We start from the raw sequence: 21564 nt of genomic DNA on the forward strand, positions 1-21564 counted from the left end.
TCATCATGGAAGAAGCAAAAGATTCTGTGGCAGGGAAGTCACAGACGAACATCACGCCGGGTCGTGATGCAGCAAGCCACGAGATGCGGGCGCAGCCGATGCTCCCCCCGAAGCGACCCGCGGAGCCGCCTCGCGGTGGCATCATGCTCTCGCGTGCCTCGGCAATTGTGCCCGAGCCGATTCGGTGGGTCTGGCAGGACTGGCTCCCCGAGGGGAAGTTGAGCGTGCTCGCGGGCTCGCCGGGAACGGGTAAGACCACGCTGGCCAGTGCGATGGCGGCGATTGTGTCTGCGGGGGGAGCGTGGCCGGACGGTCCCAGCTGCATCCACCAGGGCAATGTACTGTTCTGGAGTGGTGAGGACGATGTCGCCGATACTTTGGTTCCCCGCCTGATGGCGGCGGGTGCCAATCTCGATCGTGTGTACTTTGTCCGCAGCCGGATTGATGAGAAGGGCAAGGTTCAGCCGTTTGACCCAGCTTTTGACATCCCTCTGCTCGGCGAACGGATCGAGGCCATGGGTGGCGCAAGCCTGCTGGTCGTCGATCCGATCGTTAGTGCTGTATCGGGCGATGCGCACCGTGCAAATGATGTGCGCCGGGATTTGCAGGCACTGGTCGACATGGCCGCCCGGTACAGGTGCGCGGTGCTCGGGATTTCGCATTTTGCGAAGGGGACGAGGGGAACCAGTCCCGCCGAGCGGGTCATTGGTTCTGGCGCGTTTGTGGCGCTTGCCCGCATGGTGTTGGTGGCGGGAAAAGACGAAGCCGAAGAGCGCCGCATCCTTGCTCGCGCCAAAGCCAACATCACATTTGACGATGGCGGCATCGCCTATACGCTTGAGCAGGTTGACGTGGGCGGAATCCCTGCCACCAGGGTCGTGTGGGGTGGGCGGATCGAGGGCAACGCGCGTGAAATCCTGGGGGATTTGGAAACACTTCCCGGTGAAGACGAAAAGACTGAACGTGAAGAAGCTGCTGATTTCCTCGCCGGTCTTCTCGCCCAGGGTCCCGTGTCCGTCACGAGCATCAGGGCTGATGCGACCGGGGCCGGCTATGCATGGCGAACGATCGAGCGCGCCAAGCGCGACCTTGGCGTCGAGGCGCGCAAGACTGGAATGAAGGGCGGCTGGATGTGGGCAATTCCTACGGCCGTCAACCAAGATCGCGGCGAAGAAGCGGTGGACCACCGCACTCTCTCCGATGGCGGTCTTCGTCATTCGTGGCGGCCTTCGGAGGATGCTCGCCTTTCCATGAACGGTACTTCTGAAGACCGCCAGCTTTCCGAAGACCGCCACCGTAAGGAGAGTGATGGTTCTCGCGACTCTTCTGCCTGGCCGGCCGATGACGCAGCGGATGGCGTGGACCGCGACGACACCCCGTCGGAAAAATGACGCGTGCACACCCTGACTTCGGGTGAGGCGGTTTGCCCAGCGATGGCGGCTCCCCCTGCCTTCCCGCATGGCAGGAGGGGCTACGCGCTGAACGCACTACGCCCGCTTCGCAGCACCCGAAGCCCAGTGGTCCCTCCCCTCGGGGGAGGGACCAAGAAACAGAGAAAGGCACTTCGCGAAAAGCGTGGAGGTGGGGGCGGAAAGCGTTTGCAAATAAGAGGCCAGCGCAATCCCGGAGAAAACCCGCGCCTTCCGTGGTAAAGTGAGCACCAGTTACCTTGTCAATTCGACGCGCGTTTGACGTTGACGGATTGCCCGGAAAGCCTTATTCCATGGTCGACACAGAGAGGTTCGAATCCTCTCACCCCGACCAGATTCTCCTTGTTAGCTCAAGGTTCAAAACCGCCGCAGTGTTGCTGGGCGGTTTTTTGTTTTGCGCGGCGCTTTTTTCGTTGCTCTCGTGCTGCCCTTCGCCGCTTTCTTTCCTCCGGCTCGCCAGGCACAGCGCGTACGTTGCCACGTTGTCGTCCTAGCGGCGTCAGCCTTCGTCCACACCGGAGCGCGCGGCCCCCTCTGCTATATTCTCTCCATCCTTTCCCTTATTTTTCACGACGCGTGGAACAACTTCCCTTATGGGCGCAGATCGGCGCCGTCCTTCTGCTGCTTGTCTGCTCCGCCTTCTTTTCCATTTCCGAGACAGCGATGATGGCGCTCAATCGTCATCGCCTCAAACATCTCGCCAGCAAGAACACGCTCGGCGCAAAGACGACTCAGGGCCTGCTCGCAAAAACCGATCAGCTGCTCGGCGTGATCCTCATCGGCAACAACCTGTTCAACACGATCATTCCGGTACTGACGACATCGCTCGCGCTGCATACGTTCGGCCGCAATAGCCTCGTGCTGTCGATCGCGACCGGTATCGTCGCGTTCCTCATTATCGTGTTCGCGGAGATCACACCGAAGATCGTCGGCGCGACGTTTCCCGAGAAAATCGCGCTGCCCGCGAGCCTGCTGATCGCGCCGTTGATGCGCGTCGCGAGACCACTGATCTGGTTTGTCAACCTGTTCGCGACCGGCATCCTGCGCGTGCTGCACATCAACACGAAGGGCGCGCGCGACCAGCGGCTGTCCACCGAAGAACTGCGCACCATCGTGCTCGAGTCGGGAAGCTTCATGCCCACCAAGCACCGCAGCATCCTGCTGAACCTGTTCGACCTCGAAAACATCTCCGTCGATGACGTGATGATCCCGCGTCGCCGTATCGAGGCCCTCGACTTCGATGCCCCGTTCGAACAGATCCTGCATCAACTGGAGACCTGCTATCACAACAAGCTGATCGTCTACCAGGGCGACATCGACCGCGTGCTCGGTGTGCTGCACGTGCGCAAGACGCTGTCAGCGCTGCACAACCAGGAGCTCGAGCGCGATACCTTGCGCGAGCTGCTCGCCGAGCCGTACTTCGTGCCAAGCGGCACGCCGGTGTTCCAGCAGCTGCAATACTTTCAGGAGAGCCGGCAACGCATCGCGCTCGTCGTCAACGAATACGGCGAACTGCAAGGCCTCGTCACACCGGAAGACATCATCGAGGAACTGATCGGCGAATTCACCACGTCGATTCCGCGTAGCGCCAGCTCGCGCGGTGGCTGGAACGAGGCGGGCGAATGCATCGTCGCGGGAAGCATGCCGTTGCGCGAGCTGAACCGCTGGCTGCAACTCGGGCTACCCACCGATGGCCCCAAAACGCTGAACGGCCTGATTCTCGAAATCCTCGAAGACATCCCCGACGGCGACGTCTGCGTGCACATCGGAGACACCAAGCTCGAAGTGATGCGCAGCGACGATCAGGCGATCCGCACCGTCAAGCTTTTCAAACCGCCGTCGCGCACGAAGGCCGGTAAAGCAAGGTCAGGCTGAACTTCGCGCCGCCGCACGCTGATGTACGGTCAGCATCGCACAGGCTCGCGAAACGCGCCATTAGCCGAATGGCCGAATGGCATTCGGACGCCCGCAACCGGAAGATGAAGCCGTCATGTTCTAAAGGCGGCTCATCACCGGTCTCTCATGCAAACACCTTTTGCCACCGCCGCGGCATTGCCGCGCCCACTCGCTGTCGACGGCGAATCCAGCGCAACGAGTCTGAACGATCCCGACAACGCCCCGGCCGTGCGTCTGTTGACCGACACGTTGCACGAAGCGACGCGGCGCAATGCGTCGGATATCCACATCGAGCCGGCCGAGCATGGCTGGCGTGTGCGCCTGCGTATCGACGGCGTGCTGCATGAAATCCCGCGGCCGCCCGCCCATCTGCGCGACGCGTTCGTCACGCGTGTGAAAGTGCTCGCGCGCATGGACATCGCCGAGCGACGCGTGCCGCAGGACGGCCGGCTACGCCTGGCGACGTCGCCAGGGCGGCTCGAGGATTACCGCGTCAATTCGCTGCCGACACTGTTCGGCGAAAAGCTCGTGCTACGACGGCTCGACGCGTTGCCCGCCGATCTTTCGCTCGATTCGCTCGGCCTCGATCCGCGGCAGCGCGAAGCCGTCGACGCCGCGATCCGCGCGCCGCACGGTCTGATGCTCGTCACCGGACCGACGGGCAGCGGCAAGACACTATCGCTGTACTGCTTCCTGAACCTGCTGAATGGCGAGGCACGCAACCTCTGCTCGGTGGAAGACCCAGCCGAGATCCAGTTGGCCGGCATCAACCAGGTCAGCGTGCGCGAAAAAGCCGGACTGACTTTCGCGGTCGCGCTGCGGGCTTTTCTGCGTCAGGACCCGGACGTGATCATGGTCGGCGAAATCCGCGACAACGAAACCGCCGACGTTGCCGTGAAGGCCGCCCAAACCGGTCACCTCGTGCTGTCCACGCTGCATACGAACGACGCGCCCGCGGCCATCGCGCGGCTCATCGACATCGGTGTCGAGCCGTACAACCTTGCCGCCGCGCTGCGCATGGTGACCGCGCAGCGGCTGGTGCGGCGACTGTGCGTCGCATGCCGCGCGCCCGCGCCGCATTCGCCGGCGGCACTCCACGCCGCGGGCTTTGGCGAACATGAGCTCGACGGCTGGCAACCGTATGCGGCGACCGGCTGCGCGGTTTGTCATGGCATCGGCTATCGGGGGCGCGTCGGCATTCATCAGGTGATGCCCGTCTCCGACGCGATGCGTGAGCAGATCGTCGCGAGCGCGGGCGCGCACGAGTTGGCCCGCCTCGCGCAGATGGAACAGGTCGCGACGTTACGCGACGCGGCGCTTGCGCGCGTGCGCGACGGCACCACGAGTCTCGCCGAAGCGCTCGCCGCGACGGAGGTCGCATGAGTACCGCCGCGCTGTCACCAACCCGGTCCGTCTCAGCCGACCTACGCTTCAGATGGCGCGGCGTCGACGCGGACGGCACGCGCCAAAGCGGCACGCTGATCGCGCCCGACGCGAGCGCCGCACGCACGATGCTCAAACGCGACAACCTCTTTATCGTCGAACTCGCAACGCAAGGGCCGGCGCCACGCCCGAAGACGAGCGCGGCCGCTGTCACGCTGTTCACGCGACAACTGTCCAGTCTGCTGCGTGCCGGTTTGCCGCTCGCGCCCGCGCTCGAACTACTCGCGCAGGCGTCGACGTCGGGTCAGCGGCAAGGCATGCCGCGCATCGTCGGCACTATCGCGCGCGACATCACCGCCGGCCTGCGGTTTTCGGCGGCCTTGCAGCGGCACCCGGCGCAGTTCAATGCGCTGTATTGCCAGCTCGTCGAGGTGGGCGAAGCGGCGGGCGCGCTCGTCACCGTGCTCGCCCGCCTCGCCGACGATCGCGAACGCGCCGCTGCGCAGCGCGCGAAGGTGCGCGCGGCTCTCACCTATCCAGCCGCGATCCTGCTGCTCGCGCTCGCGATAACTGCCGCATTGCTGGTGTGGGTCGTGCCGACGTTCAAGCAGATCTTCGATGGCTTCGGCGCGAAGCTGCCCGCGCCGACGCAGTTCGTGCTGGCGCTCTCGGCGGCCGCCGCGCGCTGGAGTGTGCCGCTGTTCATACTGATGCTCGCAATGAGCTCGGCCATCACGCTCGTGCTGCGTCGTTCGGTAAGCGCGCGCATCCGCTTCGCGCGCCTGTCGCTCGACCTGCCGGTGGCCGGCCCGCTGCTGCGCACGCTGTGCGCGGCGCGCTGGAGTCGCGCGCTTGGCACCTTGCTGTCCGCCGGCACGCCGCTCGCCGACGCATTCGATTCGCTCACTCAGGCGACCGGCAATGCCTTCTTCGATCGCGCGACGGCAAGCATCGCCATCAGATTGCGGCGCGGCGAACGGCTCGCCGCGGCTATGCTCGCGGCCCGCTGCTTTCCTCCCGAAGTCGTGCAGCCCGTTGCGGTCGCGGAGGAATCCGGCGCGCTCGACAGCATGCTGCTCGATGTCGCGTCGCTTGCGGATCGCCAGGTCGACGACAGGATCGGCACGCTATCGAGCCTGTGTGAACCGCTCGTGATCGTCGTGCTCGGCACCCTGGTCGGCGGCCTCGTCATCGCGATGTATCTTCCCATTATTCAACTCGGCAACGTGGTGTAGCATCGCAGCCGAATCCACTTCGTCACCATGCAGGCTCCTCTTCCGCTCGTGTCACAAACTTCCTCCAGCCTGCTCGCGGGCTTACTGCCGGGCCGCTTTGCCAGCGATATCGGCCTCGCGCTCGCGAGCCTGCCCGCCGGCGTGCAGATCGCATTCGCGATCGTGCTTGGCCTCGTGATTGGCAGCTTCCTGAACGTGGTCGTGCATCGATTGCCGATCATGCTCGAGCGTGCATGGCGCGCCGAAATCAGCGAGACCACCGACGTGCCGCCGCCCGACCACGGACTGCCCGCGCGCTACAACCTGTGCGTGCCGCGCAGCGCGTGCCCGCATTGCGGCCATGTGCTGAGCGCGTGGGAAAACTTGCCGGTGCTGAGCTACCTGCTGTTACGCGGCCGTTGTTCCGCGTGCGGCACGCATATCAGCGCACGCTATCCGCTGCTCGAAATCGCGAGCGCCGCTTTCGCGGCAGGCGCACTGATAGCGTTCGGCCCGACGCTGATGGCACTCGCGGCGTTCGGCCTGTGCGCGACGTTGCTCGCGATGAGCGCGATCGACGTCGACACGCATTTGCTGCCCGACTCCTTGACGCTGCCGCTGTTGTGGGCCGGCCTGATCGTCAATTTCAACGGCATGTTCACGAATCTGCATGATGCGGTGCTCGGCGCTATCTTCGGATATCTGGCGTTGTGGGCCGTGCATTGGGCGTTCAAGCTCGTGCGTGGTATCGAAGGCATGGGCTATGGAGACTTCAAGCTGCTCGCCGCGCTCGGTGCGTGGCTCGGCTGGCCCGCGCTGCCGCAGATCGTGCTGGTCGCCGCGGTGGCCGGTGCCGTGATCGGCCTCGCGGCGACGTGGCGCGGCCGAATGCGCTTCGAGGAGCCGCTGCCGTTCGGGCCGTTTCTCGCGGCGGGCGGTGTGTTGACGCTGTTTGCCGGCACGCCGCTTTATCTGGCTCTGGGGGGCTGAATCATGTTCGTTGTGGGACTCACTGGCGGCATCGGCAGCGGCAAATCGACGGTGGCCGATCTGTTCGCCGCGCGCGGCGTGCCGCTCGTCGACACGGACGTGATCGCGCATCGCATCACCGCGCCGCATGGCCTCGCAATGCCGCACATCGCCGCCGCATTCGGCGCGCAATTCGTCGCCGCCGACGGCTCCCTCGATCGCGCGCGCATGCGCACGCTCGTGTTCAGCGACGAGACCGCGCGCAAACGTCTCGAAGGCATCACGCATCCGCTGATTCGCGCGGAAACCGAGCGCGAAGAGCGCGAAGCGAAAGGACCGTATGTGATCGTCGTGGTGCCGTTGCTGGTCGAGTCCGGGACCTGGAAGAACCGCGTGAATCGCGTGCTCACCGTCGATTGCAGCGTCGACACGCAGATCGCGCGTGTGGTGAGCCGCAACGGCTTCAGCCGTGAGCAGGTGCTCGCAATCATTGCGCGCCAGGCCACGCGCGAAGCGCGGCTCGCCGCCGCCGACGACGTGATCGTCAATGACAATGCGCCGCTCGAAGAACTCGAGGCGCAGGTGGACGCTCACCATCAAGCCTATCTGTCGCTGGCGAAGGGCGATGCCGAGTTGTAGCGCGCGCAGACGCGTCGTCACCGGCACATTGAACTTTGCGCGCACGCGGGAGCCGAAGCGCTCGTAACACCGGGAACTCACAAAAAAGTTGCGAAAGCGCGCAGAAAAAGTGCGTGATTGCCTGGGTAGTCCCACGGCATTAGAATGTTTTGCATTCCTGTCACCGACCACGCCCGAGGCGAGCCCGCTTGATCCTTTACGAGTACCCCTTCAATGAGCGAATCCGGACGCTGTTGCGGCTCGAAGATCTGTTCGAGCGCTTCACGTTCTTTCTGACTCAGGAAGACGCGCGGGAACATCACGTCGCACTGACAACGCTGTTCGAAATCTCCGAAGTGGCGGGCCGCGCGGATCTGAAATCGGATCTGATGAAAGAGCTCGAGCGGCAGCGGCAAACGCTCGCGCCATTTCGCGGCAATCCGGGCATCGAGCAGAACGCGCTCGAAGCGGTGCTCGGCGAAATCGAGCAGACGCTTGCGGGGCTCACGCAGATGCAAGGCAAGACCGGCCAGCATCTTGCAGACAACGAGTGGCTCGCGAGCATTCGCAGCCGCGCAATCATCCCCGGTGGTACCTGCAAATTCGACCTGCCCTCGTATTACGCGTGGCAACAGTTGCATCCCGATCAGCGTCGCCAAGACATCGCCAAGTGGGTGACACCGCTTTTGCCGCTGCGCGACGCGGCCACCATCGTGCTGCGGCTCGCGCGTGAGTCGGGCCAGGCGTCGAAGGTGATGGCGATGCAAGGCAGCTATCAGCAAATGCTGTCGGGCCGCTCGTATCAATTGATGCAGGTTCGCGTCGCTCCCGAATTGCGCGTGATTCCCGAAGCGAGCGCCAACAAGTACATGCTGTGGGTGCGCTTTACGGTGCAGGACGGCGATCTGCGGCCGCGCGCGGTCGACGTCGACGTGCCGTTCCAACTCACGCTCTGCAGCCTGTAATCGCCTGTCAATCACCGCCGCGTTGAGCAGCGCACACCGGATTTGACCGAACGCGCCTTTGAACCGGCGCGAAATAGCCCTATATTCGTTACTTGTTCCGTTTGCGATTGACCGTCCGACCGTATGCCTACCGTCGTCAAATGTCCTACCTGCGGTAAAGATGTCCGCTGGACCTCCGAGAGCCGCTTCCGTCCGTTCTGCTCCGAGCGCTGCAAACAGACCGATCTGGGCGCATGGGCCGCCGAAAAATACAGGATTGGCGGCAACGAACAGGAAGGATCTTCGTCCGAAGAGGAACCGCCGCGCGGCGACTACAATCCGCACTGAGCGAGTCAGTAAAAAAGCCACGCGAACCGGCGCTGCCGATACAGCGCCCGCTACCGCGTGGCTTTTTCAGTCACTGCCTTCAATCAATCACTTCTTCTCAGCCGCGAGCCACTCCAGCACCGGGATCGTGGCCGGCAGCAACGGCGAGACATCCGCAGGCAAGCTCTGCCAGACGAAAGCCTGGCCTTCACGCCCATGCGGCTCGCCCGACCACTGCGTCACCTTGCAGAAGAAGAGGCGCACATAGGCGTGCGGATAATCGTGTTCGAGCGTATGCCACAGATGGCTCGCCTCGACCTCGATTCCCAGCTCCTCGTGCAGCTCGCGCGCGAGCGCGTCCTCGACCGATTCGCCCGCTTCGAGCTTGCCGCCCGGAAACTCCCAGTAGCCCTCGTACGGCTTGCCCGCCGGACGCTGCGCGAGCAGATAGCGCCCATCTGGCTGCACCAGCACGCCGACCGCGACTTCGGTGACCGGACGGCCAGCGCCGTTGGCGCCGACGCTATTGCCGGCACTATTGCCGGCGCTTTTGTTAGCGTCGCTCATGCCGGCGTCTTACGGCCGGACCAGTCGCGCGCGAACTGCCATGCGACCCGTCCCGAGCGCGAGCCACGTTCGAGCGCCCACACGAGCGCATCGCCGCGCGCCGATTCGATCTCGGCGTCGTCGCAACCGAAATGGCGCAGCCAGTGCGCGATGATCGTCAGGTAGTCGTCCTGCTTGAACGGATAGAAGCTGACCCACAGCCCGAAACGCTCGGACAGCGAAATCTTCTCTTCGACCAGTTCACCCGGATGAATCTCGCCGTCCGAAGTGTGCTTGTACGTCTCGTTGTCGCTCATGTACTCGGGCAGCAGATGGCGGCGGTTCGACGTCGCATAGATCAGTACGTTGTCGGACTGCGCGGCCACCGAGCCGTCGAGCGCGACCTTCAGCGCCTTGTAGCCCGACTCGCCTTCTTCGAACGACAGGTCGTCGCAGAACACGACGAAGCGCTCCGGCCGCTTCGCGATCAGATCGACGATGTCGCCGAGGTCGTGCAGATCGTCCTTGTCCACTTCGATCAGGCGCAGGCCGTCTTTCGCATACGCGTTCAGGCACGCCTTGATCAGCGACGACTTGCCGGTACCGCGCGCGCCCGTCAGCAGCACGTTGTTGGCCGGCTGACCGCGCACGAACTGGCGCGTGTTCTGTTCGATCAACCCCTTCTGGCGATCGATGTTCTGCAGGTCGTCGAGCGTGATCGGCGAAATGGCATGCACCGGCTGCAAGTAGCCGCGACCCTGGCGCTTGCGCCAGCGGAAAGCGACCGCGGCCGACCAGTCGATGTCCGGCGCGGCGGGCGGAAGCATCGCTTCCAGGCGGCCGAGCACGGCTTCGACCCGGTTCAGAAACTGTTCGAGTTTGTCCATGGCGAGTAGGCGGCCCGTGGCCGCGCTTTGAAGCTGATTACGAGCGGTAGTCGGCGTTGATGCTCACGTAGTCGTGCGACAGATCGCAGGTCCAGATCGTGGCTTGCGCATTGCCGCGGCCGAGCACGACGCGGATGCCGATCTCGCTTTTTTTCATCACGCGCTGGCCGTCTTCTTCGCGGTAGGCCGGGTTGCGTCCGCCGGCAGTCGCGACCAGCACGTCGTCCAGATACAGATCGATCTTGCCGACGTCGAGATCGTCAACGCCGGCATAGCCGATGGCCGCGAGAATACGGCCGAGGTTCGGGTCCGATGCATAGAAGGCCGTCTTGACGAGCGGCGAGTGGCCGATCGCGTAGGCGATCTGGCGGCATTCGCCGACGCTCGAGCCGCCTTCGACATGCACGGTCATGAATTTGGTCGCGCCCTCGCCGTCGCGCACGATCAGTTGCGCGAGGTTCTGCGCGACCTCGGTCACCGCGTCGCGCAGCGCTGCATAAACGGGCGAATCGGTCGACGTGATCGCGGGCAGGCTCGATTTGCCCGACGCGATCAGGATGAACGAATCGTTGGTCGACGTATCGCCATCGATCGTGATGCAGTTGAACGAGCGATCCGCGACGTGCTTCACGAGCTCGTCGAGGACCGGCTGCGCGACGGCTGCGTCGAACGCGAGGAAGCCGAGCATGGTCGCCATGTTCGGCTTGATCATGCCGGCGCCCTTGCTGATGCCGGTCAGCGTGACCGTGTGACCGTCGATCGTGACCTGGCGCGAGCTCGCCTTCGGCAGCGTGTCGGTCGTCATGAGCGACTGCGCCGCGTCGTACCAGTTCGCTTCCTTGCGGCTCGCGAGCGCGGCCGGCAAGCCCGCCTTCAGACGATCGACCGGCAGCGGTTCGAGAATCACGCCCGTCGAGAACGGCAGCACCTGCTCGGGCACGATGTCGGCGAGACGCGCGAGTTCCGCGCAGGTTTCGCGCGTCGCGGCGAGGCCCGGCTCACCGGTGCCCGCGTTCGCGTTGCCGGTGTTGATCACCAGCGCGCGAATCGGCTTGCCGCCCGCGCGCACGCGCTGCAGGTTCTCGCGGCAGACCGTGACGGGCGCCGCGCAGAAGCGGTTCTGCGTGAACACGCCGCCTACCGTCGCGCCTTCGTCGACGGAAATGACGAGCACGTCCTTGCGGTTCGGTTTGCGGATATTCGCTTCCGCCCAGCCTAGCGTGACGCCGGCGACGGGGTGGAGTTGAGCGGGATCGATCGAGGGAAAGTTGACAGCCATGGTCGCGACCTGTCGAAGAAAATGCCGGCGGACGCCGGCATCGGGGAAACGGAACTGATGACCCGGGTGTGTTGCCGGGTCACCCGCGAAATCAAAACGGCCAAACGGCGCTTAAAAACGACACGGCGCGCCCGGAAGCGCGCCGCATCGCCATCAGGCGATCTTGCCGTGGCACTGCTTGTACTTCTTGCCGCTGCCGCACGGGCACGGGTCGTTGCGGCCGACCTTCGGCACGTTGTCGGCATTCATGTGCACGGCCGCCTGCGGCGCTGCGCCGTGGCCGTGGCTCATCGCGTCGCCGATCATCGCGGCGGTGGCCGCTTCGGCCGCGACCGGCGCGGCGGCGCCGGCTTCCGCGAACTCGGCATGACGGAACTCGACGTTCTCCAGATGACTGCCCTGCTCTTCCATCTGCTCCGCGGCCGCTTCGAGCTGCTCCGGCGACTGGATCTGCACGTTCATCACGATGCGCGTGACTTCGAGCTTCACGGCGTCGAGCATCGCGGCGAACAGTTCGAACGCCTCGCGCTTGTATTCCTGCTTCGGGTTCTTCTGCGCATAGCCGCGCAGATGGATGCCCTGACGCAGATGATCGAGCGCGGCCAGATGCTCGCGCCACGCGCGGTCGAGCGTCTGCAGCATGATCGAGCGCTCGAACGCGCTGAACGATTCGCGGCCGACCAGTTGGACCTTCGCCTCGTACCCTTCGTCCGCGGCGGCCTCGACCGCTTCGAGAATCTCTTCCGCGCTGATCGAGTTCGACTCGTTGATCATTTCCTGAATCGCGAGGTCGAGCTGCCATTCGTTGCGCAGCACTTCCTCGAGCTCGGGCACGTCCCACTGCTCTTCGATGCTGCCCACCGGCACGAACTGATGCACGATGTCGCCGACCACGCCGTGACGCATCGCGCTGATGGTCTCGGTGATGTCGTTCGCTTCGAGCAGTTCGTTGCGCTGCTGGTAGATCACCTTGCGCTGGTCGTTCGATACGTCGTCGTATTCGAGCAATTGCTTACGAATATCGAAGTTGCGCGCCTCGACCTTGCGTTGCGCCGATTCAATCGAGCGCGACACGATGCCCGCTTCGATCGCCTCGCCTTCCGGCATCTTCAGGCGGTCCATGATCGCGCGCACGCGGTCGCCCGCGAAAATGCGCAGCAGCGGATCTTCCAGCGACAGATAGAAGCGCGACGAACCCGGGTCACCCTGACGGCCCGCACGGCCGCGCAGCTGGTTGTCGATCCGGCGCGACTCGTGACGCTCGGTGCCGATGATGTGCAGACCGCCTGCGGCCTTCACCTGATCGTGCAGCGTCTGCCATTCGTCGTGCAGCTTCTGGATGCGGCGCTGCTTTTCGTCGGCGGCCAGCGTTTCGTCCTGCTCGATGAACGACGCCTGCTTCTCCGCGTTGCCGCCGAGCACGATGTCCGTACCACGGCCGGCCATGTTGGTCGCGATCGTGACGCGTTGCGGACGGCCCGCTTCGGCGACGATCTCCGCTTCGCGCGCGTGCTGCTTCGCGTTCAGCACTTCGTGCGGCAAGCTGACCTGCTTCAGCAGATGCGACAGCAGCTCCGAGTTCTCGATCGACGTCGTGCCAACCAGCACCGGCTGACCTCGTTCGAAGCACTCGCGAATGTCGCGGATCACCGCGTCGTAGCGTTCCTTCGCGGTCTTGTAGATCTGATCCTGCTTGTCGATCCGCTTCGGCGGACGGTTGGTCGGGATCACGACCGTTTCGAGACCGTAGATCTCGTTGAATTCGTACGCTTCGGTGTCGGCCGTGCCGGTCATGCCGGCCAGCTTCGCGTACATGCGGAAGTAGTTCTGGAACGTGATCGATGCGAGCGTCTGGTTCTCGCTCTGGATCTTCACGTGTTCCTTCGCCTCGACCGCCTGGTGCAGACCGTCAGACCAACGGCGGCCGGCCATCAGACGGCCGGTAAATTCGTCGACGATGATCACTTCGCCGTTCTGCACGACGTAGTGCTGATCCTTGAAGAACAGCGTGTGCGCGCGCAACGCCGCGTACACGTGGTGCATCAGCGTGATGTTCTGCGGCGCGTACAGGCTTTCGCCGTCGCCGATCAGGCCCCACTCGGAGAGCAGGCGCTCGGCCTTTTCGTGGCCCGACTCGGTCAGGAAGACCTGACGGCCTTTTTCGTCCAGCGTGTAGTCGCCCGGCTTCTCGACGCCGGTGCCGTCCGCCTTCTCTTCGCCGATCTGGCGCTCGAGCAGCGGCGGCAACGCGTTCATGCGCACGTAGAGTTCGGTGTGATCTTCGGCCTGGCCGGAGATGATCAGCGGCGTACGCGCTTCGTCGATCAGGATCGAGTCCACCTCGTCGACGACCGCGAAGTTCAGGCTACGCTGCACGCGCGCGTCGGTCTCGTAGACCATGTTGTCGCGCAGGTAGTCGAAGCCGAATTCGTTGTTGGTGCCGTAGGTGATGTCGGCGGCGTAGGCTTGCTGCTTCGCCGTGTGCTCCATCTGCGACAGGTTGATACCGACCGACAGACCGAGGAAGTTGTAGAGACGCGCCATCCATTCGGCGTCGCGCTGCGCGAGGTAGTCGTTGACCGTGACCACGTGGACGCCGCGGCCCGACAGCGCGTTCAGGTAGACCGGCAGCGTCGCGACGAGCGTCTTGCCCTCGCCGGTGCGCATTTCGCTGATCTTGCCGTAGTGCAGCGCCATACCGCCGATCAGCTGCACGTCGAAGTGGCGCATCTTCAGCACCCGCTTGCTGGCCTCGCGGCAGACCGCGAACGCTTCCGGCAGGATCTTGTCGAGCGATTCGCCGCTCGCGACGCGCTGGCGGAATTCACCCGTTTTGGCGCGCAGTTGGTCATCCGTCAATTGCTCGATCTGCGGCTCGAGCGCATTGATCGCCGCGACGGTCTTTTGATATTGCTTGACTAGCCGCTGATTACGGCTGCCAAAAATCTTCTGTAGAAAACCGGTGGTCATCGGATCGGTGTCTGCGTCGCGGCTTCGGCTGGCTCGCGGTATGCACTATGCGCATACCGCGCCTGGGTCGGAAAGTCCTCGGCGGCTTAGTCCAAGAGTGAATTCGAATCGGGCATTTTAGCACGCGCCTCCGGCCGCGCTCGTGTCGCAGGCGTGACGGCGCCGGCCTCCGCCAGCCCCGCCCGGCAACCTCCGGCGCGGCGCGGACCGACTTCGCAAGCTGCCCGCGCGGTACAATCGCGGCGTGAGCGCGCATGGGGCGAGCTCACGTCGTCAATCCCAAACATGAGCCGTTTTTCGTCCTTTTCAAGGCCGCCGAAGCAGTTCGATCGGCGCCGTCCGCAACCGCTTGCCGAGGTACTCGGCCGCACGGACGCGTTCGCTGCGCTGCGCGCAGGCGTCGAGCAGATCGCCGCGCTCGAGAAGGATCTGCGCGAGCTGCTGCCCGATTATCTGGCGACGAGCGTCGAGCCTGGCTTCATCAAGGAGGGCGTGCTGGCCCTGTTCGCCGCGCACAACGCGCTCGCGGCGCGTCTGCGGCATCTGGAGCCGCGGCTGCTGGCGGATTTGCAGCAGCGCGGCTGGCCCGTGCAGGCGCTGAAGATTCGCGTGCGGCCGCAGCCGCTGAAAGAACCGCCGCCCGTAAAACAGGCGCGCATGACGCCGGCGGGCGCCGCCGCACTGCAGGCGTTGAGCGAATCGCTCGAGCCTTCGCCGTTGCAGGAGGCGCTCGCGCGCATGGCCGCGAGGCATCGGCGCAATCGCTGAACGCTCGACGAAAAAAACGGCCCCGAGGGGCCGTTTTTCATTTGCTTGCCTGTTACGCTGGCTTTATGCGAACGCAGTCTGCGTCTCGTACGCGAAGCCGCGCGGGGCCTTCTGCGTGTCGTCGAAAGTGACGATTTCGTACGAGTCTTCGTGCGCGAGCAGCTCACGCAGCAACGCGTTGTTCAGACCGTGGCCCGACTTGTATGCGGTGTACGACGCGAGCAGCGGGTGGCCGACCACGTACAGGTCGCCGATGGCGTCGAGCATTTTGTGCTTGACGAACTCGTCGTCGTAACGCAAGCCGTCGTTGTTCAGGATGCGATACTCGTCGAGCACGATCGCGTTGTCCATGCTGCCGCCGCGCGCGAGGCCGAGCTCACGCATCATTTCCACTTCATGCGCGAAGCCGAACGTGCGGGCACGCGCGATTTCGCGCACGTACGACGTGTTGGCGAAATCCACTTCCAACGCCTGACCGGTTTTGTCCACGGCCGGGTGACGGAAGTCGATCGTGAATTTGAGCTTGAAACCGAAGTACGGATCGAGGCGCGCGAACTTGTCGCCGTCACGGATTTCGACCGGCTTCGTGACCTTGATGAATTTCTTCGGCGCGTTCTGCTCTTCGATACCCGCCGACTGGATCAGGAACACGAACGAACCCGCGCTGCCGTCCATGATCGGGATTTCCTCGGCGGTGACGTCGACGTAAAGATTGTCGATGCCAAGACCGGCGCAGGCGGACATCAGATGCTCAATTGTCGACACGCGCGCGCCGTCTTTCTGCAACACGGAAGCCAGACGCGTATCGCCAATCGCCAGCGCCGACGCAGGAATGTCCACCGGCGTGGGCAAATCCACGCGCGAAAAGACGATGCCAGTGCCCGGCGCCGCCGGGCGGAGCGTCAGATTGACTTTACGGCCGGAGTGCAGCCCGATGCCGACAGTCTTGACGATCGATTTAATTGTGCGCTGCTTCAACATGGTGGCATTCTGTTCGATTGAAAATCCTAATCAGGATTTTTTATTCCATAGCGCGAATTATACTCCAATCCCCAGACCAGCGTCTTTGCGGGGAACGTGACAATCTGTTTCGCTGCATTACCCACTGGGCTCCCCGACGGAAAGCGTGACGGGCCGATGCCCCGGAACGGAGGCGTTTCCGGTCATCGGCCCGCGTAACGGCCTGTCACAAAAGCGTCGTAATCACCGTTGCCGTAACACCACGCGGCATAAGCGCAGGGTCGCGACGAAGGTGCGACGTCAGCAACTAGCTCAACGTGGCGAGAATACTCGCTGCATCGCTGACTTCGAATTTGCCGGCAGCCTCGACGTTCAGCGTCTTGACCACGCCGTCGTCGATCACCATCGCGTAGCGCAGGGAACGGATCCCCATGCCGCGCGCCGACAGATCCTGCTCCAGACCAAGCGCCCGTGTGAAAGCCGCACTACCGTCCGCCATCATGCGCACCTTGCCCGAGGTGTGCTGATCGCGTCCCCACGCGCCCATGACGAACGCGTCGTTGACGGACACGCACCAGATTTCGTCGATGCCGGCAGCGCGCAACTGCTCGGCATGCTCGACATAGCCCGGTACATGTTTGGCCGAACAGGTCGGCGTGAACGCGCCGGGCAATCCGAAGATCACCACGCGCTTGCCCGCCGTCTGCTCGTGCACGTCGAAACTGTTCGGTCCGATCGTGCAGCCCGCCCGCTCGTCTTCGACGTACTCGAAGAGCGTCGCGTCGGGCAGCTTTTCACCTTCCTTGATCATGCTCAGTCCTTTGCATCGATGCGAAGCACGCTCGCACGTCCTCGTGTCGCAGTGAATTTCGGTTCGGCCCATTCAACTATAAGCCAACGCCGTTCGGCGGCAGTCACTTCGTCCGCTTCGCGAATCCGCAGAGGGCAGTTGCCCCTGCCGCGAATCAGACGATAAGCGACCTGCTTGCCGTTCACCCGCCACGCTCGTGCGTTCGTCCGCCAGCGCTGCATCTGCGACCTTACTCGCAACGCGGCAACGAAGCCTGCCCGTGCGCTCAGTCCGCCTGCTTGCGCAGGAATGCCGGAATGTCGTACGTATCGACGCCCTTTTCCTGCAGCGCCTGCACGTGCGAGGCCGCCGTGTCGCGCGAGGTGCGCCACACTGCCGGTGTATCGAGCGCGCCGTAGTCGGCCGTGCTGGCGTGGCCTGCCGCCGGTGCGTACGCCGCATGCGCCATCGCGCCGATCGGCTGGTTGTCGGTGCCGGTGCGCAGCAGCGTCATCGGTGCAGATTGCTGCTTCTTCGCCGCGCGGCCGAGGCCCGTCGCAACGACCGTCACGCGCAGCGCGTCGCCCATCGCGTCGTCGTACACGGCGCCGAAGATCACCGTGGCATCTTCCGCGGCATAGCTCTTGATCGTGTTCATCACTTCGCGCGTTTCCGACAGACGCAGCGAACGGCTCGACGTGATGTTGACCAGCACGCCACGCGCGCCCGACAGATCGACGCCTTCCAGCAGCGGGCTCGCGACGGCCTGTTCGGCCGCGAGACGCGCGCGATCGACGCCGGCAACCGTCGCCGTGCCCATCATCGCCTTGCCCTGCTCGCCCATCACGGTCTTCACGTCTTCGAAGTCGACGTTGACGAGACCGTCGACGTTGATGATTTCCGCAATGCCCGCGACCGCGTTGTTCAGAACGTCGTCAGCGCACTGGAAGCACTTGTCCATCTCGGCGTCGTCGCCCATCACCTCGAACAGCTTGTCGTTCAGCACGACGATCAGCGAGTCGACGTGATCCTCCAGTTGCTGCGAACCGGCTTCCGCCACGCGCATACGCTTGCCGCCTTCGAATTCGAACGGCTTGCTGACGACGCCAACGGTCAAAATACCCATTTCCTTCGCGATCTGCGCGACGACCGGTGCCGCGCCCGTGCCGGTACCGCCACCCATGCCGGCGGTGATGAACACCATATGCGCGCCGCGCAGTGCGTCGGCGATACGCTCGCGTGCTTCTTCAGCAGCGGCGTGGCCCATTTCCGGCTTGGCGCCCGCGCCCAGACCCGTGTTGCCGAGCTGGATCACCGCGGTGGCACGCGAACGCGACAGCGCCTGCGCGTCCGTGTTCATCACGATGAAGTCGACGCCTTGCACGCCTTTGTTGATCATGTGCTGAACGGCATTGCCGCCAGCGCCACCGACTCCGACGACCTTGATGATCGTGCCGCTCGTTTCGGTTTCCAGCATCTGGAATTCCATGTTGCCTCCGTCAAGATAAAAAGTTACCGCCACTCGGCGTTATCCGGCAGGAGATCGGGCAACCCCCTGTCGCGCGCCGGCCGCCGGCACCAGCGCGAATTTCTCGAAACCCGTAGTCAGAAGTTGCCGAGGAACCAGTCCTTCATGCGCGAGAACACCTGTCCCATCGACCCCGACTGCACCGCAACCTTGCGCCCGCGCATACGCTGCGAGCGTCCTTCGACGAGCAGACCCATCGCCGTCGAATAGCGCGGATTGCGCACGACGTCGGCGAGACCGCCCGCATACTCCGGCACGCCGATGCGCACCGGCTTCAGGAAAATGTCCTCACCGAGCTCGACCATGCCGATCATCATCGACGCGCCGCCCGTCAGCACGACGCCCGAGCTCAGCAGTTCTTCATAACCCGACTCGCGCACCACTTGCTGCACGAGCGAAAACAGCTCTTCGACGCGCGGCTCGATCACGGCCGCCAATGCCTGGCGCGACAGCGTGCGCGGCCCGCGCTCGCCGAGACCCGGCACTTCGATCATCTCGTCCGGATCGGCGAGCGCCTGCTTGGCGATGCCGTAGTCGACCTTGATGTCCTCGGCATCCGGCGTCGGCGTGCGCAGCGCCATCGCGATGTCGCTCGTGATCTGGTCGCCGGCGATCGGAATCACGGCCGTGTGGCGAATCGCGCCTTCGCTGAAGATCGCGATGTCCGTCGTGCCGCCGCCGATATCGACCAGCACCACGCCCAGTTCCTTTTCGTCTTCCGTCAGCACCGCGAGCGACGACGCGAGCGGCTGCAGAATCAGGTCGTTCACTTCGAGGCCGCAGCGACGCACGCACTTGACGATGTTCTGCGCCGCGCTCACGGCACCGGTCACGATATGCACCTTCACTTCGAGGCGGATGCCGCTCATGCCGATCGGCTCGCGCACGTCTTCCTGACCGTCGATGATGAATTCCTGCGTGAGGATATGCAGCACCTGCTGGTCGGTCGGAATGTTGATCGCCTTGGCGGTTTCGATCACGCGCGCGACGTCGGCCTGCGTGACTTCCTTCTCCTTGATCGCGACCATGCCGCTCGAATTGAAGCTGCGGATATGGCTGCCGGCGATCCCGGTGAACACGTTCGTGATCTTGCAGTCGGCCATCAGCTCGGCTTCCTCGAGCGCGCGCTGAATCGACTGCACGGTGGCTTCGATATTCACTACCACGCCCTTCTTGAGCCCCTTCGATTCGCTCTGGCCGAGACCGATCACCTCGTAGTGACCCTCGCCCTTCAACTCGGCGACGATGGCCACTACCTTCGACGTTCCGATGTCGAGGGCGACCAGCAGATCTTTATAGTCTTTACTCATAGCGTGCTCAGTGCGTGTGATGTCCGTTTACTTCTTGCCCTTGTCGGGTTCGCTGATGAAGCGCATGCCAGTGGCACGAATCGCGAAACCGTTCGGATAGCGCAAGTCCGCATTCTCGATATCCTTTCCCCAACGTTGCGTCACCGCGCTCCATGCCGCGGTCAGGCGCTTGCTGCGATCGGCCAGCGTGTCCTGATTGCGTTCGCGGCCCAACTCCACCTGCGTGCCGTTCGACAGCTTCACCGTCCACGCGTAGCGCGGCGACAGCGTCACTTCCTCGGGCGTCTCGTGGATCGCCGCGAACCACTTCTGGAAGTCGTGATAACGCGCGACGACTTCCTTCGCCGTACCGTCCGGGCCGTCGAACGCCGGCAGGTCTCCGTCGAGCTCGCCCTGGTTCGCGGTGAACAGCTCGCCGTCGACGCTCACCAGCTGATCGCTGCCCCACGTCCCAAGCGGCTTGTACTCCTCGAGCGTGACAGCCAGTGCATTCGGCCACACGCGCCGTACGCTCGCGTGACGCACCCACGGCATCTGCTCGAACGCCTGCCGTGCGGCGTCGAGATCGACCGTGAAGTAGTTGCCCTTCAGTCGCCCCACCACGCCGGCGCGTACCGTCGGCGAATTGATGTGCTCGGTATCGCCGTCGATCTGGATCTCGCGCAGCGCGAAATTCGGGCGCTGGATCAGCCAGTAACCGCCCGCCGCCAGCAGCACGAGCACCAGCAACGCGTGCAGCGCGTTGCTGGCGAGATTGAGCTGGCGAACGTTGTTCCACATGGTGTCGCTTGCGGTTGCCTTGGTTAATCCTGCAGCGTCAGCGCCAACACGCCGACCACCAGTTCCTGATAGCTGATGCCGACCGCGCGCGCCGCTTTCGGCGGCAGCGAGTGATCGGTCATGCCGGGCGCCGTATTCACTTCGAGGAAGTACGGCTTGCCTTCGCCGTCGAGCATGAAGTCCGCGCGGCCCCAGTCGGTGCAGCCGAGCACATCGAACGCGCGGCGCGCGAGCACCTTCAGGCGCGCTTCCTCTTCGGCGCCGAGACCGCACGGAATCAGATACTGCGTGTCGTTGGCGACGTACTTCGCGTGGTAGTCGTAGAACTCGCCGGCCGGCACGATGCGGATCACCGGCAGGTCCAGATTGCCGGCGATGCACGCGGTGTACTCGCCGCCGCCTTCGATGCTCTTCTCGACCACGACGATACGGTCGTGCTTCACGGCTTCGATCAACGCGGCCGGCAGCGCGTCCGCGCGCTTCACCTTGATCACGGCGACACTCGAACCTTCGCTCGCCGGCTTCACGAACAGCGGCAGACCGAGCTTCGCGACGATCTCCTTGGCGCGCGCTTCGTAGTCGTCACCGCGCAGCACCGCTTCGAACGGCGGAGTCGGAATGCCGAGCTGCTGCCACACGAGCTTGGTGCGGAACTTGTCGAGACCGAGCGCCGAGCCGAGCACGCCGCTACCGGTGTAACGGATGCCATAGAAATCCAGCGCGCCCTGGATCTGGCCGTTCTCGCCGTAGCCGCCATGCAGCGCGTTGAACGCGCGCACGAAGTCTTCATCCTTCAACGCGGACAGCGGACGCTCGGCCGGATCGAACGGATGCGCGTCGACGCCAGCGTCACGCAGGCCTTGCAACACCAGGCGCCCGGAATTGAGCGACACCTCGCGCTCGGCGGAATTACCGCCGAGCAGCACTGCCACCTTGCCGAATTGTTTAGGGTCGATACTGCTCAT

General features: G+C 64.0%; 20 protein-coding genes. 9 read left to right on the forward strand and 11 right to left on the reverse strand.

Features of this window, described 5'->3' with window-relative positions:
* The first annotated feature begins 5 nt into the window (after positions 1-5).
* A complete protein-coding gene (locus OKW26_RS31640; RefSeq protein WP_429356186.1) occupies positions 6-1391 on the forward strand; it encodes an AAA family ATPase in 1386 nt (461 codons plus the stop codon).
* Positions 1392-1780: 389 nt separating this feature from the next.
* Here the strand turns inward: OKW26_RS31640 and OKW26_RS31645 are convergent, their stop codons facing one another.
* Entirely contained in the window at positions 1781-1894 is a 114-nt protein-coding gene (locus OKW26_RS31645; RefSeq protein ID WP_409259250.1) for a hypothetical protein, read from the reverse strand.
* A 112-nt stretch (positions 1895-2006) separates the two neighbouring features.
* Between OKW26_RS31645 and OKW26_RS31650 the strand changes: the two genes are divergently transcribed.
* The 7 genes from OKW26_RS31650 to OKW26_RS31680 all read left to right on the forward strand — a co-directional run bounded on the left by OKW26_RS31650 (position 2007) and on the right by OKW26_RS31680 (position 8802).
* Positions 2007-3305 carry an HlyC/CorC family transporter gene (locus OKW26_RS31650; RefSeq protein ID WP_090801938.1) on the forward strand — a complete coding sequence of 433 codons (1299 nt, stop codon included), beginning with the start codon at positions 2007-2009 and terminating at the stop codon, positions 3303-3305.
* A gap of 147 nt (positions 3306-3452) precedes the next feature.
* Positions 3453-4709: a GspE/PulE family protein gene (locus OKW26_RS31655; RefSeq protein ID WP_184051022.1), complete on the forward strand. Its 1257-nt coding sequence runs from the start codon at positions 3453-3455 to the stop codon at positions 4707-4709.
* Positions 4706-5944 carry a type II secretion system F family protein gene (locus OKW26_RS31660; RefSeq protein WP_187628242.1) on the forward strand — a complete coding sequence of 413 codons (1239 nt, stop codon included), beginning with the start codon at positions 4706-4708 and terminating at the stop codon, positions 5942-5944. The genes OKW26_RS31655 and OKW26_RS31660 overlap by 4 nt, the downstream gene beginning before the upstream one ends.
* 27 nt (positions 5945-5971) lie before the next feature.
* Positions 5972-6913, forward strand: coding sequence for a prepilin peptidase (locus tag OKW26_RS31665; RefSeq protein WP_429356187.1), 942 nt, complete (start codon positions 5972-5974; stop codon positions 6911-6913).
* 3 nt (positions 6914-6916) lie between these two features.
* On the forward strand, positions 6917-7531 hold the full coding sequence (coaE, locus tag OKW26_RS31670) for a dephospho-CoA kinase (RefSeq protein ID WP_429335348.1): 615 nt from the start codon (positions 6917-6919) through the stop codon (positions 7529-7531).
* A gap of 188 nt (positions 7532-7719) precedes the next feature.
* Positions 7720-8475, forward strand: a complete 756-nt coding sequence (gene zapD / locus OKW26_RS31675) for a cell division protein ZapD (protein WP_008921182.1) — start codon at positions 7720-7722, stop codon at positions 8473-8475.
* A gap of 123 nt (positions 8476-8598) precedes the next feature.
* On the forward strand, positions 8599-8802 hold the full coding sequence (locus OKW26_RS31680; RefSeq protein ID WP_429356188.1) for a DNA gyrase inhibitor YacG: 204 nt from the start codon (positions 8599-8601) through the stop codon (positions 8800-8802).
* Between the two features lie 87 nt (positions 8803-8889).
* Here the strand turns inward: OKW26_RS31680 and OKW26_RS31685 are convergent, their stop codons facing one another.
* The 4 genes from OKW26_RS31685 to secA all read right to left on the reverse strand — a co-directional run bounded on the left by OKW26_RS31685 (position 8890) and on the right by secA (position 14463).
* Positions 8890-9348, reverse strand: a complete 459-nt coding sequence (locus OKW26_RS31685) for an NUDIX domain-containing protein (protein WP_429356189.1) — start codon at positions 9346-9348, stop codon at positions 8890-8892.
* Positions 9345-10214: an ATP-binding protein gene (locus tag OKW26_RS31690; RefSeq protein ID WP_429356190.1), complete on the reverse strand. Its 870-nt coding sequence runs from the start codon at positions 10212-10214 to the stop codon at positions 9345-9347. The genes OKW26_RS31685 and OKW26_RS31690 overlap by 4 nt, the downstream gene beginning before the upstream one ends.
* Positions 10215-10251: 37 nt before the next feature.
* Positions 10252-11493: a bifunctional glutamate N-acetyltransferase/amino-acid acetyltransferase ArgJ gene (gene argJ, locus OKW26_RS31695; protein ID WP_429356191.1), complete on the reverse strand. Its 1242-nt coding sequence runs from the start codon at positions 11491-11493 to the stop codon at positions 10252-10254.
* 153 nt (positions 11494-11646) lie between these two features.
* A complete protein-coding gene (secA, locus tag OKW26_RS31700; protein WP_429356192.1) occupies positions 11647-14463 on the reverse strand; it encodes a preprotein translocase subunit SecA in 2817 nt (938 codons plus the stop codon).
* Positions 14464-14748: 285 nt separating this feature from the next.
* Between secA and OKW26_RS31705 the strand changes: the two genes are divergently transcribed.
* Positions 14749-15231 carry a DciA family protein gene (locus OKW26_RS31705; RefSeq protein WP_090801953.1) on the forward strand — a complete coding sequence of 161 codons (483 nt, stop codon included), beginning with the start codon at positions 14749-14751 and terminating at the stop codon, positions 15229-15231.
* A gap of 63 nt (positions 15232-15294) precedes the next feature.
* Here the strand turns inward: OKW26_RS31705 and lpxC are convergent, their stop codons facing one another.
* The 6 genes from lpxC to OKW26_RS31735 form a co-directional block, all read right to left on the reverse strand.
* Positions 15295-16212 (reverse strand): UDP-3-O-acyl-N-acetylglucosamine deacetylase, encoded by a 918-nt coding sequence (gene lpxC / locus OKW26_RS31710; protein ID WP_090801955.1) that lies wholly within the window; start codon positions 16210-16212, stop codon positions 15295-15297.
* 286 nt (positions 16213-16498) lie between these two features.
* Positions 16499-17002, reverse strand: coding sequence for a peroxiredoxin (locus OKW26_RS31715; RefSeq protein WP_184058568.1), 504 nt, complete (start codon positions 17000-17002; stop codon positions 16499-16501).
* A 265-nt stretch (positions 17003-17267) separates the two neighbouring features.
* The gene (gene ftsZ, locus OKW26_RS31720) at positions 17268-18470 is read right to left on the reverse strand and encodes a cell division protein FtsZ (RefSeq protein ID WP_184058571.1); all 1203 of its coding nucleotides are present in this window, start codon (positions 18468-18470) and stop codon (positions 17268-17270) included.
* 116 nt (positions 18471-18586) lie between these two features.
* Complete coding sequence (gene ftsA, locus OKW26_RS31725) at positions 18587-19819, reverse strand: cell division protein FtsA (protein WP_008921172.1); 1233 nt, start codon at positions 19817-19819, stop codon at positions 18587-18589.
* A 27-nt stretch (positions 19820-19846) separates the two neighbouring features.
* The gene (locus tag OKW26_RS31730) at positions 19847-20599 is read right to left on the reverse strand and encodes a cell division protein FtsQ/DivIB (RefSeq protein WP_184051056.1); all 753 of its coding nucleotides are present in this window, start codon (positions 20597-20599) and stop codon (positions 19847-19849) included.
* Between the two features lie 23 nt (positions 20600-20622).
* Positions 20623-21564, reverse strand: a complete 942-nt coding sequence (locus tag OKW26_RS31735; RefSeq protein ID WP_429356193.1) for a D-alanine--D-alanine ligase — start codon at positions 21562-21564, stop codon at positions 20623-20625.

This window comes from Paraburkholderia sp. 32, from assembly GCF_050435345.1.
GTDB lineage: Bacteria > Pseudomonadota > Gammaproteobacteria > Burkholderiales > Burkholderiaceae > Paraburkholderia > Paraburkholderia tuberum.

Coding starts and splice junctions, on each gene's coding strand:
- OKW26_RS31690 (WP_429356190.1), bottom strand. CDS start 10,214: ATGGACAAACTCGAACAGTTTCTGAACCGGGTCGAAGCCGTGCTCGGC.
- ftsZ (WP_184058571.1), bottom strand. CDS start 18,470: ATGGAATTCCAGATGCTGGAAACCGAAACGAGCGGCACGATCATCAAG.
- OKW26_RS31640 (WP_429356186.1), top strand. CDS start 6: ATGGAAGAAGCAAAAGATTCTGTGGCAGGGAAGTCACAGACGAACATC.
- OKW26_RS31715 (WP_184058568.1), bottom strand. CDS start 17,002: ATGATCAAGGAAGGTGAAAAGCTGCCCGACGCGACGCTCTTCGAGTAC.
- argJ (WP_429356191.1), bottom strand. CDS start 11,493: ATGGCTGTCAACTTTCCCTCGATCGATCCCGCTCAACTCCACCCCGTC.
- ftsA (WP_008921172.1), bottom strand. CDS start 19,819: ATGAGTAAAGACTATAAAGATCTGCTGGTCGCCCTCGACATCGGAACG.
- OKW26_RS31685 (WP_429356189.1), bottom strand. CDS start 9,348: ATGAGCGACGCTAACAAAAGCGCCGGCAATAGTGCCGGCAATAGCGTC.
- lpxC (WP_090801955.1), bottom strand. CDS start 16,212: ATGTTGAAGCAGCGCACAATTAAATCGATCGTCAAGACTGTCGGCATC.
- OKW26_RS31705 (WP_090801953.1), top strand. CDS start 14,749: ATGAGCCGTTTTTCGTCCTTTTCAAGGCCGCCGAAGCAGTTCGATCGG.
- secA (WP_429356192.1), bottom strand. CDS start 14,463: ATGACCACCGGTTTTCTACAGAAGATTTTTGGCAGCCGTAATCAGCGG.
- OKW26_RS31655 (WP_184051022.1), top strand. CDS start 3,453: ATGCAAACACCTTTTGCCACCGCCGCGGCATTGCCGCGCCCACTCGCT.
- OKW26_RS31660 (WP_187628242.1), top strand. CDS start 4,706: ATGAGTACCGCCGCGCTGTCACCAACCCGGTCCGTCTCAGCCGACCTA.
- OKW26_RS31730 (WP_184051056.1), bottom strand. CDS start 20,599: ATGTGGAACAACGTTCGCCAGCTCAATCTCGCCAGCAACGCGCTGCAC.
- OKW26_RS31735 (WP_429356193.1), bottom strand. CDS start 21,564: ATGAGCAGTATCGACCCTAAACAATTCGGCAAGGTGGCAGTGCTGCTC.
- OKW26_RS31665 (WP_429356187.1), top strand. CDS start 5,972: ATGCAGGCTCCTCTTCCGCTCGTGTCACAAACTTCCTCCAGCCTGCTC.
- coaE (WP_429335348.1), top strand. CDS start 6,917: ATGTTCGTTGTGGGACTCACTGGCGGCATCGGCAGCGGCAAATCGACG.
- OKW26_RS31680 (WP_429356188.1), top strand. CDS start 8,599: ATGCCTACCGTCGTCAAATGTCCTACCTGCGGTAAAGATGTCCGCTGG.